The sequence below is a fragment of the Ruegeria sp. CL5 genome, assembly GCF_056536485.1.
In genome coordinates this window covers 177,594-191,896 of the sequence record NZ_JBQFPS010000010.1, presented here as the reverse complement: position 1 = coordinate 191,896, position 14,303 = coordinate 177,594, and the positions used below count along the sequence as shown (strand labels likewise).

13 protein-coding genes are annotated in these 14,303 nt (G+C 56.7%); 8 read left to right on the top strand and 5 right to left on the bottom strand.

Annotated elements, in window-relative coordinates:
- Window positions 1-377: 377 nt before the first annotated feature.
- The 3 genes from katG to ACR0IU_RS17020 all read right to left on the bottom strand — a co-directional run bounded on the left by katG (window position 378) and on the right by ACR0IU_RS17020 (window position 4,875).
- Window positions 378-2,579: a catalase/peroxidase HPI gene (gene katG / locus ACR0IU_RS17030; protein WP_480717078.1), complete on the bottom strand. Its 2,202-nt coding sequence runs from the start codon at window positions 2,577-2,579 to the stop codon at window positions 378-380.
- Between the two features lie 420 nt (window positions 2,580-2,999).
- Window positions 3,000-3,983, bottom strand: coding sequence for a glycosyltransferase (locus ACR0IU_RS17025; protein WP_480717077.1), 984 nt, complete (start codon window positions 3,981-3,983; stop codon window positions 3,000-3,002).
- Between the two features lie 46 nt (window positions 3,984-4,029).
- Window positions 4,030-4,875, bottom strand: a complete 846-nt coding sequence (locus tag ACR0IU_RS17020; protein ID WP_170773799.1) for an SDR family oxidoreductase — start codon at window positions 4,873-4,875, stop codon at window positions 4,030-4,032.
- A gap of 88 nt (window positions 4,876-4,963) precedes the next feature.
- Between ACR0IU_RS17020 and ACR0IU_RS17015 the strand changes: the two genes are divergently transcribed.
- Complete coding sequence (locus ACR0IU_RS17015; RefSeq protein WP_170470938.1) at window positions 4,964-5,596, top strand: class I SAM-dependent methyltransferase; 633 nt, start codon at window positions 4,964-4,966, stop codon at window positions 5,594-5,596.
- A 56-nt stretch (window positions 5,597-5,652) separates the two neighbouring features.
- Here ACR0IU_RS17015 and ACR0IU_RS17010 read toward each other — a convergent pair whose 3' ends face one another.
- The gene (locus ACR0IU_RS17010; RefSeq protein WP_480717076.1) at window positions 5,653-6,639 is read right to left on the bottom strand and encodes a sterol desaturase family protein; all 987 of its coding nucleotides are present in this window, start codon (window positions 6,637-6,639) and stop codon (window positions 5,653-5,655) included.
- Window positions 6,640-6,664: 25 nt separating this feature from the next.
- Window positions 6,665-7,420: a class II aldolase and adducin N-terminal domain-containing protein gene (locus ACR0IU_RS17005; RefSeq protein WP_480717075.1), complete on the bottom strand. Its 756-nt coding sequence runs from the start codon at window positions 7,418-7,420 to the stop codon at window positions 6,665-6,667.
- Window positions 7,421-7,539: 119 nt separating this feature from the next.
- Between ACR0IU_RS17005 and ACR0IU_RS17000 the strand changes: the two genes are divergently transcribed.
- The 7 genes from ACR0IU_RS17000 to msrA all read left to right on the top strand — a co-directional run bounded on the left by ACR0IU_RS17000 (window position 7,540) and on the right by msrA (window position 14,295).
- Window positions 7,540-8,415 (top strand): LysR family transcriptional regulator, encoded by an 876-nt coding sequence (locus ACR0IU_RS17000; RefSeq protein ID WP_480717074.1) that lies wholly within the window; start codon window positions 7,540-7,542, stop codon window positions 8,413-8,415.
- Window positions 8,416-8,571: 156 nt separating this feature from the next.
- Window positions 8,572-10,374, top strand: coding sequence for an adenine deaminase (gene ade / locus ACR0IU_RS16995; RefSeq protein WP_480717073.1), 1,803 nt, complete (start codon window positions 8,572-8,574; stop codon window positions 10,372-10,374).
- A complete protein-coding gene (locus ACR0IU_RS16990; protein ID WP_010442900.1) occupies window positions 10,371-11,834 on the top strand; it encodes an AMP nucleosidase in 1,464 nt (487 codons plus the stop codon). The genes ade and ACR0IU_RS16990 overlap by 4 nt, the downstream gene beginning before the upstream one ends.
- 130 nt (window positions 11,835-11,964) lie before the next feature.
- Entirely contained in the window at window positions 11,965-12,252 is a 288-nt protein-coding gene (locus ACR0IU_RS16985; protein WP_010442901.1) for an HU family DNA-binding protein, read from the top strand.
- 111 nt (window positions 12,253-12,363) lie between these two features.
- Window positions 12,364-13,242, top strand: coding sequence for a DMT family transporter (locus tag ACR0IU_RS16980; protein WP_480717072.1), 879 nt, complete (start codon window positions 12,364-12,366; stop codon window positions 13,240-13,242).
- A 94-nt stretch (window positions 13,243-13,336) separates the two neighbouring features.
- Window positions 13,337-13,786, top strand: coding sequence for a peptide-methionine (R)-S-oxide reductase MsrB (gene msrB / locus ACR0IU_RS16975; protein WP_170542641.1), 450 nt, complete (start codon window positions 13,337-13,339; stop codon window positions 13,784-13,786).
- Entirely contained in the window at window positions 13,783-14,295 is a 513-nt protein-coding gene (gene msrA / locus ACR0IU_RS16970) for a peptide-methionine (S)-S-oxide reductase MsrA (RefSeq protein WP_170773782.1), read from the top strand. Before msrB ends, msrA begins: the two co-directional genes overlap by 4 nt.
- Window positions 14,296-14,303: the final 8 nt, after the last annotated feature.

Genomic DNA, 14,303 nt, shown 5'->3' with positions numbered 1-14,303 from the left:
ATTACCAACCTCAGATGCCCACCGTCTCTCCGATGCGTCTCAACCGTCTCTCCGGCCCGTCTCCGCCGTTCCCAGCGTCCCAGCAACCGCCTCAGCAGCGCCGGTGAAGGGGTATTTACGGATTAGGTCTAAGACCTGCAACCCCCATTTTGAAAAAACTTCACATTTCCGCTCATCTTCTTCTCCATCTTAATGAAAACAATATGTTAGCTTCATAATTCGCCCAACAAATTTGCTAAAAGGAGGATCACGGCAACGAAATGGACGACCTTACGGCGGAATCATACCCAATGCTCGGTAGGCAACCCAAACTCAGGCGAATGAAAACGCCGCCCGAGTCTCCTCGGGCGGCGCAATTCACTGCGAAGGTCGCGTCACTAGTTCAAATCGTATCGATCCGCATTCATCACCTTGTTCCAGGCAGAAACGAAGTCACAGACAAATTTACCGCCCGCATCGTCCTGACCATAGACCTCGGCCAGCGCCCGCAACTGCGAGTTCGAACCAAAGACCAGATCCGCGCGGGTACCCGTCCACTTCACTTCGCCGCTCACCCGATCACGACCCTCGTAGACGCCATCACCAGACGGCTTCCACTCGGTGCCCATATCCAAAAGATTCACAAAGAAGTCAGTGCTGAGCGTACCAACCCGGTCGGTCAGCACTCCATGAGAGGTGCCACCAAAGTTTGCACCCAGCACCCGCATCCCACCGACAAGTGCCGTCATCTCAGGCGCAGACAGTGTCAGCAATTGGGCCTTGTCCACCAGCAGAGCCTCGGCCGGAACCGAGTACTCCTTGTGCAGGTAGTTGCGGAAACCGTCGGCGATGGGTTCCATCACTGCAAAGCTGTCCACATCCGTCTGCTCTTGCGCGGCATCGGTGCGGCCCGGGGTAAAGGGCACGTCAACGTCATGGCCTGCGGCTTTGGCTGCCTGTTCGATGGCTGCAGCGCCACCTAGGACAATAATATCTGCCAACGAAACTTTCTTGCCACCAGACTGTCCATCATTGAACGCAGCCTGAACCCCTTCCAGCGCACCCAGCGCCTTGGACAGTTTCAGCGGCTCATTGACCTCCCAATCTTTCTGCGGAGCCAGGCGAATACGCGCACCGTTGGCACCGCCACGCATGTCCGATCCGCGGAAGGTTGAAGCCGAAGCCCATGCGGTCGACACCAGATCCGAAACCGACAGCTCTGTCGCAAGGATCTTGGCTTTCAGATCCGCCACATCGGCGTCGTCAATAAGCGCGTGATCGACGGCAGGGACATTGTCTTGCCATATGAGCTCTTCGCTGGGCGCTTCTGCTCCCAGATAACGTGCACGTGGACCCATGTCGCGGTGGGTCAGTTTGAACCAGGCGCGAGCGAAGGCGTCGGCGAACTCTTCCGGGTTTTCGTGGAAGCGTTTCGAGATCGGGCCGTAGATCGGATCCATGCGCATCGCCATGTCGGCGGTGGTCATCATGGTCTTGACCTTCTTGGACGGATCATGCGCCGCCGGGGCCATGTCTTCATCTTTCACGCCGACCGGTTCCCAGATCCAAGCGCCCGAGGGACTTTTGGTCAGGTTCCAATCATAGCCGAACAACAGATCGAAATAGCCGTTGTCCCATTTGATCGGGTTCGCGGTCCATGCACCCTCGATTCCGCTGGTAGTGGTGTCGTCGCCTTTGCCTGAACCGAATTTGTTGATCCAGCCAAAGCCCATGTCCTCGATCGGGGCGGCTTCGGGTTCGGGGCCGACCAGATTGGGGTCGCCCGCACCATGCGCCTTGCCAAAAGTGTGGCCACCCGCGACCAGAGCGACGGTTTCCTCGTCGTTCATTGCCATCCGACCAAAGGTGTCACGGATGTCGCGGCCCGAGGCCAGAACGTTCGGCTCACCATCGGGCCCTTCGGGATTCACATAGATCAGACCCATCTGAACGGCGGCCAACGGGTTTTCCAGATCACGCTCGCCCGAATAGCGGCTGTGCGGGTTCTCGGTTGGGGCCAGCCATTCGGTCTCGGCACCCCAATAGATGTCTTCTTCGGGAGCCCAGATGTCTTCGCGGCCACCCGAGAAGCCAAAGGTCGTTCCACCCATGGATTCAATCGCGCAGTTGCCCGCCAGGATATAAAGGTCAGCCCACGAGATCTGGTTGCCGTATTTCTGCTTGATCGGCCACAGCAGACGGCGCGCTTTGTCCAGGTTGCCATTGTCCGGCCAGCTGTTCAGAGGCGCGAACCGCTGATTGCCGGTCGAGGCACCGCCACGGCCATCTGCCGTCCGATAAGTGCCCGCTGCGTGCCAGGCCATACGGATGAACAAGCCGCCGTAGTGACCGTAGTCCGCCGGCCACCAGTCCTGCGAATCCGTCATCAGTGCGTAAAGGTCTTCCTTCAGCGCCTTCAAGTCGAGCTTCTTGAACTCTTCGGCATAGTCGAATGTCTCACCCATCGGGTTCGATGCAGGGCTATGCTGATGCAGAATCGACAGGTTCAACTGGTTCGGCCACCAATCCCGGTTGGACCGGGCCTCGGCGCCATGCATTACCGGGCATTTGCCCATGTTGGGGGTATCACTTCCGTCCATATCGATCTCCAGTACTGGCTAGATGTGTGCGTCGCGCGGTTAACTTTGAAACGAGAAACAGGGGCTTGAGTGTTTTTGCGCTCGTCCCTGGCATGGGCACTACGCGGGATCGCGCGGATCGGCCCTGCCTTCATTGTAGGAAATAGCATTAACGACTCGTTCTTTCTGTTTGGGTGTAGATTTAGCAAATCCAAGCTATTCACATAAGTTTTGTTTTTCGATGATATTGATAACCCAAAACTATCACTTGAACGTCTTCGCGCAGCTGGACGCTAGAGCACGCGATTGCATTTTCGCCGTTGGGCTTCACCGTGACTCGCAATTTGAGCACGTGGGGGTGGCGACGCAAATGGATCTACGATGCTGACCGCTGTAAATTGCCTGAGTGGGGCCAGCGTCAAGCTGTCTGTCGACACAGGTTCAGTGGCCATTGACTTTTTTATAAAGGGCGGATTTGTAGCCAAAGGGAATTCCCAACACGCCGACCAACCACCCTGCCGTGCGGGCGATCTGGATCAACCGTCGATCCGGTTGGAACGGAAACAACAGTATTGCCCCCAGTAGCGCCAACAAACGCAAAGGTGCACTCAGGAAACCCAAGATCGCCTTTGTCGGCTTCTGATCAAGCTTGCGCCGCATATGCGTGTTGGACTGGTCCCGCCCTCGGGCAGCCTGATACAAGAACGAGAGGCGTTCGGGCGGAATGGTTTCATACACGAACGCATCAGGCACCCAGCCCACAGGCAATCCAGCGGCAACGGTCTCGGCGTAGAACTTTGCGTCCGTTCCGCCCGTCATCCGCATGGTTTCATCGAACCAAAGCCCGGTTTCGCTGAACAACCTCGTCTCGCCCAGCCAGTTGTTGGTCACGATGGTAACACCGCCGGTATCGTTCAATGTCGCCTTCCTGGCGGCGGCGTTTTCCTTGTCGAGATATCGATTGCTGATGTTGCGTAGCATCAGCCGCTGCATTGCGGTTTCCTGCCCAGTCGGCCCTGCGGCGCGGAGCGGTGCGCCCAACAACACAGAGGAACTCTTGCGATAACCGGCAACCAAACTCTCAAGCCAATTGGATGCCACCACTTCATCATCATCAACAAAACAGAGCAGATCCGAACCCTGTTCAAGCGCCTCGCGCGCTGCACGGTTGCGCCCGAAAGGAATGCCAGGCTCGGTCTCAAGGACATAATCCAGACCCGCCCCGTTGGGGAGAACAGCCCCAGCTGCCCGCACGGTATCCTCGCTAAGCGGTGAACTGTCGTTTTCGACCACAAGGCATCGCACTGAGCAATCAGGCGGCAGCTTCATCTCGCCCCAGCTCTCGATCAATGCAGCCAGCATTTCGGGGCGCTGCCGGGTAAGAGTAGAAACCGTAATCTTCAGGGTGGCTGAGCGATCCTTCATCGCATCCCCATACTACCTGCATCTGATTCTTGACAAGGCGCAGTGATCACGAGGGTTCCATCAACGCTTCTAACCCAACCCGGTAATTTGGGTAGAGCAGTGAGATACCCAACTCTTCTTTAATCCGATCATTCCGAACGCGTTTGTTTTCATCGTAAAAACTACGGGCCATCGGAGTCAGATCAGCCTCATCAAATGGCACAGCAGGCGGTAACGGCAGTCCCTGCAGCTCGGCCGCATAACCGATCACATCCTGCGGTGGCACCGGTTCATCATCGCAGACATTGTAGACCGCGCCCGGATTGGGTTTGGCCATCGATGCGATCAACACCTGCGCGATATCATCAACGTGAATACGCGAGAATACCTGTCCCGGCTTAATGATCCGTCTCAGGCCACCTCTCTTGAGCTTGGAAAACGGTCCACGCCCCGGCCCATAAATCCCCGCCAATCGGAATGTATGTAACGGGAGGTCCGGGATATCTGCCCACTGCGTTTCGGCACGCACGCGCCACCGACCTCGTTCGGCGGTAGGTTCGGGCGCGGTTGTCTCATCCACCCAACCCCCATCGTGATCACCATAAACCGCAGTAGTCGACAGATACCCAACCCATTTGAATTGCCCGGCGCGGGCGGCAATCTCATCGCGCAACTCTGCCAATACAGGGTCACCATCTGCTGTAGGCGCGGTTGAGATCAATACATGTGTGACACCTTCCAGGTCAGGCCGTTCCCCCGGCCAGACAATCGGCTCGGCTCCCGACGCGCGAATGGTCTCAATTTGCTTTGGATCGCGCGAGGTTCCGATGATCCGCCAGGATGCTGGATCAAGTCGCTTCGATGTCGCTCGGGCAGAATAGCCGTGGCCGAATGAAAAAAGTGTCTGAGTCATAGCTCCTTTGATGATCCGCCCGGCCCGGGGATGCAAGCGCCGGATGGACGCACTTGATTCGAATCCTCTGATGCGCCTTCATTGATGTATGAGCAACAAAACACCCGATCTACGCGCCGCCTATTCCTTGAAGTCGCCTGAAGAGAACAAGCGTCTCTACGCTGAATGGGCCGGAGACTACGACGACAATTTTGCCGCACTGGAAGACTATCAACTCCACATCCACACAGCGCGCGCTTTCGTTGCTGCCGGTGGTCAGGGGCCGGTATTGGATGTTGGAGCGGGAACGGGGTTATGTGGTGCGGTTTTGGCGGGGCTGGGCGTTGGCCCGATTGACGCCACTGATATAAGTGCTGAAATGCTGGATCAGGCGATGCGCAAGGATATCTACCGAGACGCGATCGAGGCCGATCTGAATCAGGGCCTGCCCGTCCCGCGTGACAGCTATGCAGGCGTGGTTTCCTCCGGAACGTTCACTCATGGCCACTTGGGGCCCGAGGCTTTGCCCGCGCTCTTGCGGGTCGCGCGTCCCGGCGCACAATTCGCCCTGTCAATCAACGCAAAGCACTTTGAGGCACTGGGGTTTTCCTATGCATTCGGCGCTCTCGAGGCTGAACAAATCAGCAATCTGTCATTTGCCGAGGTGCGTATATATGGTGAGCTAGCCGCCGGCCCCAACAAGGATGACATTGCTTTAATCGCGCTGTTCGAAAAGGGCTGATCAGACACTAATCACCGCGAATTTGACTATGTCCGGACCTTCGCAGCATTAGACACCTAGGTATACATCTGCTTCTTATACGCCCGAGTCCGTGTTGTCGCCTCAGCTGAGCCGTCGTGATAGGTCCCGAACCACTTATCGAACGGAATCTCAGAAGTGCCATAGTTGCACTCGAAATACCGGTGATGAAGCTGATGGAAGAAATCTCCTGCCCGCGCGGCGTCCGTCTCGCCCGCCCTTAGCTTTTCAAAGCCCGAATGGGACAGAACCGGGCTGATCTGCTGAAAATAAACATGAAACAACAGATGCAGCGGGTGCGAGGGCACGATCAGATGGATGAAGTAGGTCGAAAAATAAAGCAGGTTTTCATACCAGTGGTTCGATATCCCTGACCACGGACCGATATTGACGTTGCGGTGATGCACGGCATGGACGTGTTTATAGAGTTTCGGGTGATGCTCCAACCGATGGACCCAATAGAAATGCAGCCCGGACCACATCGGAATCAGTAGCATCCAGATCACGAACCAGACCGGCGCTGCGGCCCAAGTTATGACTGGCACGTAGCCGTTCGCCATCGCCCAATAGATTATCCATTGATAGGCCGTGGCCACAGTCATCGCGCTGCCCAAGGTCCACCAGATGTTATCCAAAACCTGGTTTCGAAAAGTGAATGAACCGTTGTTCCGAGTCAGGTCCCGACGGTCGAACTTTTTATACATGCCCTGCCCTTTGCGCATGTAAAGCCACCAATGCAGGCCCCCAGCAACCAGGATCTGAGGGAGCATATTCAATAGCCAAACGCGGAACATCCAACCAGGCGCGAAGGATTGCATAGTCTCTAATGCAGGCAAAAACGCAAAATATGCAACCACTGCCAAGGCCATACACAGAGTCAGCGACGTAAGCGGCAGCCAAGCCCCTCTGTACCAACGCAGGATCGCAGCGGGGCGCGGCGGCCAGTTGAACAAAGGATTCAGACCGACCGGACCGTCGGGGCGGTAATTCCAGCGGGCGGCTTCTGCATCATGAACGTCAGTCATGGCTGAAACTCCTTAGAGGGGGTATTTAGGTTGCGTAGTCCGAGTCTTCGGCGTCCAAGACTGCTTTAATTTCGCGCAGATGCGCCTCGGCCTGACCGGGATAGTCATCCAATTCCTGTGCGGTCTTTTCCGCAATTTCGTCGGACAGAACGCGCAAGGGCTGCCCAGTTTGAAGCGCACGGATGTAAGTTTCGGCGGCGCGTTCAAAGTAGTAGAGTCTATTAAAGGCATCTGCAGGGCTGTCACCGATCACCAGAACCCCATGATTGCCCATAACCATGACCTTTTTCTTCGGATCAGACAGCATCGAAGCACATCGCTCGCCCTCGCTTTCGAACGCCAGACCACCGAATTCCTCATCGATCACATAGCGATTGAAGAAGGTTGCGGTGTTTTGATCAATCGGCGGCAGGGTGCTGTCCGCCAGTGAGGCCAGAACCGTCGCAAAAATCGAATGCACGTGCATCACACAACGCGCATGGGGGCAATGGCGGTGGATTGATCCGTGCAACCCCCATGCCGTCGGGTCCGGCGCTCCGGGCTGATCCATGACATTATTGTCGTTGGCATCCAGTAGCAGCAGATTTGACGCTTTGATCCGCGAGAAATGCATCTGGTTGGCATTCATCAGAAACTGCGTGCCGTCTGCATTGACCGCCAGGCTAAAATGGTTCGCCACCCCTTCATGCATGTTGAGACGCTCGGTCCAGCGGAAGGCTGCGGCCATATCAACACGTTCGGACCAATGATCAATGTTGGGGCGCAGGTTGGTGACGCTCATACCGGACTCCTTCGTGGGGCGATTGGGGCATTGGGTAAATCGTGCCTGCACTGCAAAAGTTTGACCAACGAAAAAAACACACCTAGTTCATAAGTAAAACTACTGGCGGAGTTATGCGTATGCGGAAACCACTTCCTCCTCTGGGTTGGTTGCGCACATTTGAAGCAGCAGCCCGTCACCTGTCGTTTACAGGTGCGGCACGGGATCTGAATATGACGCAAAGTGCGGTTAGTCAGCAGGTCAAATCGCTGGAGGGGTATCTGGGCCAGCCGTTGTTCCTGCGTCGCCCGCGCGCATTGGAACTGACCGAAGCAGGCATCACCTATTTGCCGGTTGTGCGCGAGGCGTTTCGGACGCTTGTAAGGGGCACCCAGGCCGTCACGGGGGCGCAACAAAATGCGGTTCAGGTGCAGAGCAACATAACATTTGCCGTCAACTGGCTGGCACCGCGTCTTCCCCGGTTTCGGAAACTGCGCCCGGATGTGCATTTGAACATCTTCACCGAGCTGTGGGAGCCACGCGAAATGGCTGAGGGTGCGGCGGTCGAAATTCGATATTCGCTGCGTCCTGCCGACACGGTGCGCACAGAACTATTGCAGACCGATCACTATTATCCCGTCTGTACTCCGGACTTCCGGGTAACACTTGAAACCTTGCAAAGACAACCTCTTTTTGATTGTTCGAACTTGCTGTCGAATTGGGAGAGCTGGATCACGGAACAGGGTCTAACTTGGGAGAAACCGCAGGTCACCTATTCGACGACCTATCTGGTCAGCCTGTCAGTTGCGATGGCTGGAGGTGGGCTGTGCCTGGCCCATGACATGATCGCCAAACGCCTACTTGACGAAGGTCGCTTAATTGCGCCGTTCTCTCACCGTGCCGCCATGCCCGAGGCATATTATTTGCTGCTGTCACCTCAAGCTGAGGAAACGCCGGGCGCATTGGTTTTTGTTGACTGGCTGCGCTCCGAAATCGCAGCCGACACTCAAAACTAGACCGGGGCGCTCCCGCCCATCCTCAATGCCCTTTGGGCATTTCCTCTGGTTGGGCGTAGCAGCGCTGGCGCGCTGCGGTTGGCATGAATTGTGATGATTGGATGATACCTTACCGGTGGGGGTTGCACCTTCTGCTTCATTCGTGAAAGTTGGGCCATGGAATACACTCCCTTCCCAAGTTGGCCCGATACCACCCCTCGTCTTATCGCTGTTGCTGCAGGCCGCGAAGCTGCCGATATGGTGATCCGCGGCGGTATCTGGGTGAATGTACACAGCCGAGAAGCCCTGCCGGATCATGATGTCGCCATCGCTGCGGGACGCGTGGCCTTTGTAGGTCCGGATGCCTCCTATTGCATCGGTCCTGAAACTCAGGTCATCGAGGCAGACGGCCGGTATATGATTCCCGGACTTTGCGACGCGCATATGCATATCGAATCGGGCATGCTGACGCCTGCAGAGTTTGCCCGCGCAGTCATTCCACATGGCACCACTTCGATGTTCACCGACCCGCATGAGATCGCCAATGTGCTTGGCCTTGAAGGCGTGCGCCTGATGCATGACGAAGCGCTTATGCAGCCCGTGAATATCTTTACCCAGATGCCGTCCTGCGCGCCTTCGGCACCGGGCCTGGAGACCACAGGATATGAGATTACAGCCGAGGATGTGGCTGAAGCGATGTCGTGGCCCGGCATTATTGGGTTGGGAGAGATGATGAACTTTCCCGGGGTCATACATGGCGACCCGAAGATGCTTGCGGAAATTGCTGCCACGCAGCGAGCGGGAAAAACAGTGGGCGGGCACTATGCATCGCCTGATTTAGGGTCTGATTTTGCAGCATACGTCGCTGGTGGCCCCGCTGATGACCATGAAGGCACCTGCGAGGACGATGCCATTGCTCGGGTCCGTCAGGGGATGCGGTCGATGATGCGGCTGGGGTCTGCCTGGTATGATGTAGAAAGCCAGATCACTGCGGTGACCGAAAAGGGGCTGGATCCGCGCAACTTCATTCTGTGTACCGACGACTGCCATTCGGGTACTCTGGTCAATGATGGTCATATGAACCGTGTGGTGCGCCATGCAATCTCGTGCGGATGTGATCCTCTGGTCGCGCTTCAAATGGCTACCATTAACACCGCGACTCACTTTGGGTTGGAACGTGAGATCGGCTCGATCACACCGGGTCGGCGAGCCGACATTATTCTGAGTTCTGACCTGACCAGTTTGCCAATCGAAACGGTTATTGCGCGGGGCCAGGTCGTGGCTGAAAACGGAACGGTGACAGTCGACTGTCCGCATCTGGTTTGGCCTGCCAAGGCACGGAACACTGTCCATCTGGGACATGAGCTGTCTTCGACCGATTTTGAGATCAACGCCCCCGCTGGCGCCAACCGCGTCATGGCCAATGTGATCGGCGTCGTCGAGAATCAAGCCCCAACCCAGGCGCTGAAGTCAGAATTGCCCATTATCGAAGGGCTTGTTGAGGGCGAAGGCGAGGTTTGCCAGATCGCGTTGGTTGAACGCCACCGCGCCACGGGCGGGGTGACCAACGCCTTTGTGTCAGGTTTTGGGTATCAGGGCAAAATGGCCATGGCCTCGACCGTGGCGCATGACAGCCACCATATGATCGTTGTCGGCACTGACCGCGAGCAGATGGCTCTGGCCGCAAACCGACTGGCGGAAGTGGGCGGCGGCATCACAATCTTTCGAGACGGTGAAGAACTGGCGCTGGTTGAATTGCCCATAGCGGGTCTGATGTCCGACAGCCCAGCCGCCGAAGTTGCAGCCAAAGCCGAACAGATGGTCGAGGCGATGAAAGCCTGTGGCTGTGAACTCAACAACGCATATATGCAGCATTCTTTGTTGGCCCTAGTCGTGATCCCTGAGCTGCGGATCTCAGACCTTGGGCTGATAGACGTACGCACATTTAAAAAGATCGACCTTCTGGAACCCCTTGCATGACAACGATCCAAACCCCTGACGTTCCCAACCCCGAGAAATTTACAGACCCGCTGGCCGCTGTCGCGCGCTTGGAAGAGCTTTATGAACAAGCGACAAAGTTCCTGTGCGACAAGTTTGCTGACGCGCTCAAAAATGGCGCTCCTACCGAAAGATTCCGGGCGTTCTACCCTGAAATCCGGATCAGGACCTCTTCCTACGCACAGGTCGACAGCCGACTAAGCTTCGGTCATGTATCCGAACCGGGCACGCATGCGACAACGGTCACCCGGCCCGATCTGTTCCGGTCATATCTGGCCCAGCAAATCGCACTATTGATCAAGAATCACGATCAGCCGGTAACAATTGGAGCCTCTGAGACCCCGATCCCGGTGCATTTCGCCGTGGCCAACAACCCGGATCTGGTGGTTCCGCACCAAGGCGCAGCCGGTTTCACGTTGCGTGATGCGTTTGATGTGCCCGATCTGAACACAACCAATGACGACATCGTAAATGGCATCAACGAGCCTGAGAACGATGCCGAGCCTCTGGCGCTATTCACCGCCCAGCGCGTAGATTACTCTCTTGCGCGGCTGTCGCATTACACCGCAACGGACCCGAGCCATTTCCAGAACCACGTTCTGTTCACAAACTATCAGTTCTACGTCTCTGAATTCGAAAACTATGCGCGCGCGCAATTGTCCGATCCCGACAGCGGCTATACCAGCTTTGTCTCGACTGGAAATGTCGAGATCGCTGACCCAGAAGCGGCAATCGAACAGCCGTTGAAACTGCCGCAAATGCCAACCTACCACCTGAAACGCGCGGATGGGTCTGGGATCACGCTGGTCAATATCGGCGTCGGACCATCGAATGCCAAAACGGCCACCGACCACATAGCGGTTCTGCGCCCGCACGCCTGGTTGATGGTTGGTCACTGCGCCGGTCTGCGCAACACGCAGGCACTGGGAGATTTCGTACTGGCACATGCCTACCTGCGCGAGGACAAGGTGCTGGACGACGACCTGCCCGTCTGGGTGCCGATCCCACCGCTGGCCGAAGTCCAGGTCGCTCTGGAACAGGCTGTGGCCGAGGTAACTGAGTTGGAAGGCTACGAGCTGAAACGCATCATGCGGACAGGCACCGTCGCCTCCGTCGATAACCGCAACTGGGAGCTTCGCGATCAGTCCGGGCCGGTGCAACGGCTCAGCCAGTCCCGTGCGATTGCACTAGATATGGAAAGCGCGACTATTGCTGCAAATGGCTACCGGTTCCGGGTGCCTTACGGCACATTGCTCTGTGTCTCGGACAAACCTCTGCACGGTGAACTAAAGCTTCCCGGCATGGCTTCGGCATTCTATACAACTCAGGTCAGCCGCCATCTGGCCATTGGAATCCGGGCGATGGAACACTTACGCGGCATGCCGCTAGAACGCTTGCACAGCCGGAAATTGCGTTCGTTCGACGAAACGGCCTTTCTGTGAAGCAAAAAAGCAACGAATTTCCCCTATTTTTGGGGTTTTTAGTGCTACTATTCGTTGTGTTCGGCCACAATATCCCGTTACAGTTACGCGGTGAGGCCCTATAGATCGGGCACGTTAAGGAGACCAAGAAATGGCAAAGCCTATGACAAAGACTCAACTGGTGGCTGCTCTCGCTGAGGAAATGGGAACTGACAAGAAATCCGCAAACGCTGCGCTGGAGGCCATGACCGGCCTGATCACCCGCGAAGTATCCGCCGGTGGTGCTGTCACCCTGCCCGGCGTTGGCAAAATCTACTGCCGCGAGCGCCCCGAGCGCATGGTGCGCAACCCTGCGACCGGTGAGCAGTTCAAGAAAGAGGCCGACAAAGTGGTCAAGATGACCATCGCGAAAGCCCTGAAGGACAGCGTCAACGGCTAATTCACCGTAGACAGATCACAAGATCGAAGGGGTCGCCACCGGGCGGCCCCTTTTCCTTGCGGTTGTCGCGAAAACCGGTGACAGTCGCCCCAATTTCCCAAGGAGGCCGAAATGGACCTGCGCGCCATCGCTATGGGGCTTGTGTTTGCCCTGATCTGGTCATCGGCCTTTACCTCGGCACGGATCATTGTTGCCGATGCCTCACCCCTGTTCTCGCTTGCGCTGCGGTTTCTCATTTCCGGAATGCTCGGCGTGGCGATCGCGCGTGCCATGGGACAGAGCTGGAATCTGACGCCTGTCCAATGGCGCGCCACAATCCTATTCGGAATCTGTCAAAATGCCCTTTATTTGGGTCTAAATTTCTTCGCCATGCAGACCGTCGAAGCATCAATGGCTGCGATCATTGCATCAACTATGCCATTACTTGTCGCCTTGGCTGGATGGCTACTGCTGGGCGAAAAACTGCGTCCGGTGGGTATCTTCGGTTTGTTTGCAGGCTTTGCCGGTGTCGCCTTGATCATGGGCAGCCGGATCGGGGCTGGCATTGACCTGTTTGGGGTCATGCTTTGCGGGTTCGGGGCACTTGCACTCACTTTTGCTACGCTGGCGGTGCGCGGAGCGACCTCTGGCGGCAATTTCATGATGGTGGTGGGGCTGCAAATGCTTGTAGGCGCAGCGGCGCTGTTCGTCGCCGCCCCGATCTTTGAAACCATCTACATCCACCCAACCGTTCCGTTCATACTGGCTTTTACTTACACAACGCTGTTCCCCGGCCTTTTGGCCACGCTGATTTGGTTCCTGCTGCTGGACCGGATCGGCCCGATCCGTGCGGCAACCTTCCATTTCCTCAACCCGGTCTTCGGTGTTGCCATAGCGGCCCTTCTGCTGGGTGAAAAATTGGGGCCACTTGATGCGATCGGCGTACTGATCACCACATTGGGTATTTTGGCCGTGCAATTGTCACGTCAACCCGTCGCCAAGCTGGCCTAAGATCGAGCACGACTGCGCGAGCCGATGTAACAAGCCTTTGCTTTCCCCCTTAGAACCCCATTTATTGGTCGAAACCAATAGAATCGGAGGAGCCATGTCCCGTTTCACCAAGGACCCTGAGGCCATCGCCGCCCTTTCGCCGGAGGAGTTCCACGTCACTCAACGCAGCGGGACCGAACGCCCGGGCACAGGCAAACTGTTGAACAACAAGGAGCCCGGCATCTATGTTGATATCGTCTCGGGCGAACCATTGTTCGCATCGACCCATAAGTACGAATCCGGCTGTGGCTGGCCCAGCTTTACCAAACCCATCGTGCATGAGCATGTCGAAGAGTTTCGCGACACCACCCATGGCATGATCCGGACCGAGGTCCGCTCGAAACACGGCGATAGCCACCTGGGCCATGTCTTCCCCGATGGCCCGCGCGAACATGGTGGGCTACGCTATTGCATCAATTCCGCCTCGCTGCGGTTCATCCATCGCGACGATATGGAGGACGAGGGCTATGGCGAATTCCTGATCCATGTGGAGGAAATCAGATGACCGATGAACGCGCCGTTCTGGCCGGAGGCTGTTTTTGGGGCATGCAGGACCTGATCCGCAAATTGCCGGGCGTGTCCCGCACCCGTGTCGGATACACCGGCGGTGACGTACCCAACGCCACCTATCGAAACCATGGCACCCATGCAGAGGGAATCGAGATTTGGTTCGACCCGGCACAGATCACCTATCGTGAAATGTTAGAGTTTTTCTTCCAAATTCACGACCCCACCACCTTGAACCGTCAGGGCAATGATCGCGGCATGAGCTATCGCTCTGCGATCTATTACGTGGACAATGCCCAGAAACAGGTGGCCGAAGACACGATTGCCGATGTGAATGCCAGCGGCATCTGGCCCGGTAAAGTCGTGACCGAGGTCGAACCTGTCGGAGATTTCTGGGAAGCCGAGCCAGAACATCAGGATTATCTGGAACGTATCCCGAACGGTTACACTTGCCACTTCCCGCGCCCGGATTGGGTCCTGCCAAAACGCTCCAGCGCGGCTGAATAAGGACGCCG

Bases quoted from the DNA above. Each gene is read 5' to 3' on its own strand.
- katG (WP_480717078.1), bottom strand. From the start codon at position 2,579: ATGGACGGAAGTGATACCCCCAACATGGGCAAATGCCCGGTAATGCAT.
- ACR0IU_RS17025 (WP_480717077.1), bottom strand. From the start codon at position 3,983: ATGAAGGATCGCTCAGCCACCCTGAAGATTACGGTTTCTACTCTTACC.
- ACR0IU_RS17020 (WP_170773799.1), bottom strand. From the start codon at position 4,875: ATGACTCAGACACTTTTTTCATTCGGCCACGGCTATTCTGCCCGAGCG.
- ACR0IU_RS17015 (WP_170470938.1), top strand. From the start codon at position 4,964: ATGAGCAACAAAACACCCGATCTACGCGCCGCCTATTCCTTGAAGTCG.
- ACR0IU_RS17010 (WP_480717076.1), bottom strand. From the start codon at position 6,639: ATGACTGACGTTCATGATGCAGAAGCCGCCCGCTGGAATTACCGCCCC.
- ACR0IU_RS17005 (WP_480717075.1), bottom strand. From the start codon at position 7,420: ATGAGCGTCACCAACCTGCGCCCCAACATTGATCATTGGTCCGAACGT.
- ACR0IU_RS17000 (WP_480717074.1), top strand. From the start codon at position 7,540: ATGCGGAAACCACTTCCTCCTCTGGGTTGGTTGCGCACATTTGAAGCA.
- ade (WP_480717073.1), top strand. From the start codon at position 8,572: ATGGAATACACTCCCTTCCCAAGTTGGCCCGATACCACCCCTCGTCTT.
- ACR0IU_RS16990 (WP_010442900.1), top strand. From the start codon at position 10,371: ATGACAACGATCCAAACCCCTGACGTTCCCAACCCCGAGAAATTTACA.
- ACR0IU_RS16985 (WP_010442901.1), top strand. From the start codon at position 11,965: ATGGCAAAGCCTATGACAAAGACTCAACTGGTGGCTGCTCTCGCTGAG.
- ACR0IU_RS16980 (WP_480717072.1), top strand. From the start codon at position 12,364: ATGGACCTGCGCGCCATCGCTATGGGGCTTGTGTTTGCCCTGATCTGG.
- msrB (WP_170542641.1), top strand. From the start codon at position 13,337: ATGTCCCGTTTCACCAAGGACCCTGAGGCCATCGCCGCCCTTTCGCCG.
- msrA (WP_170773782.1), top strand. From the start codon at position 13,783: ATGACCGATGAACGCGCCGTTCTGGCCGGAGGCTGTTTTTGGGGCATG.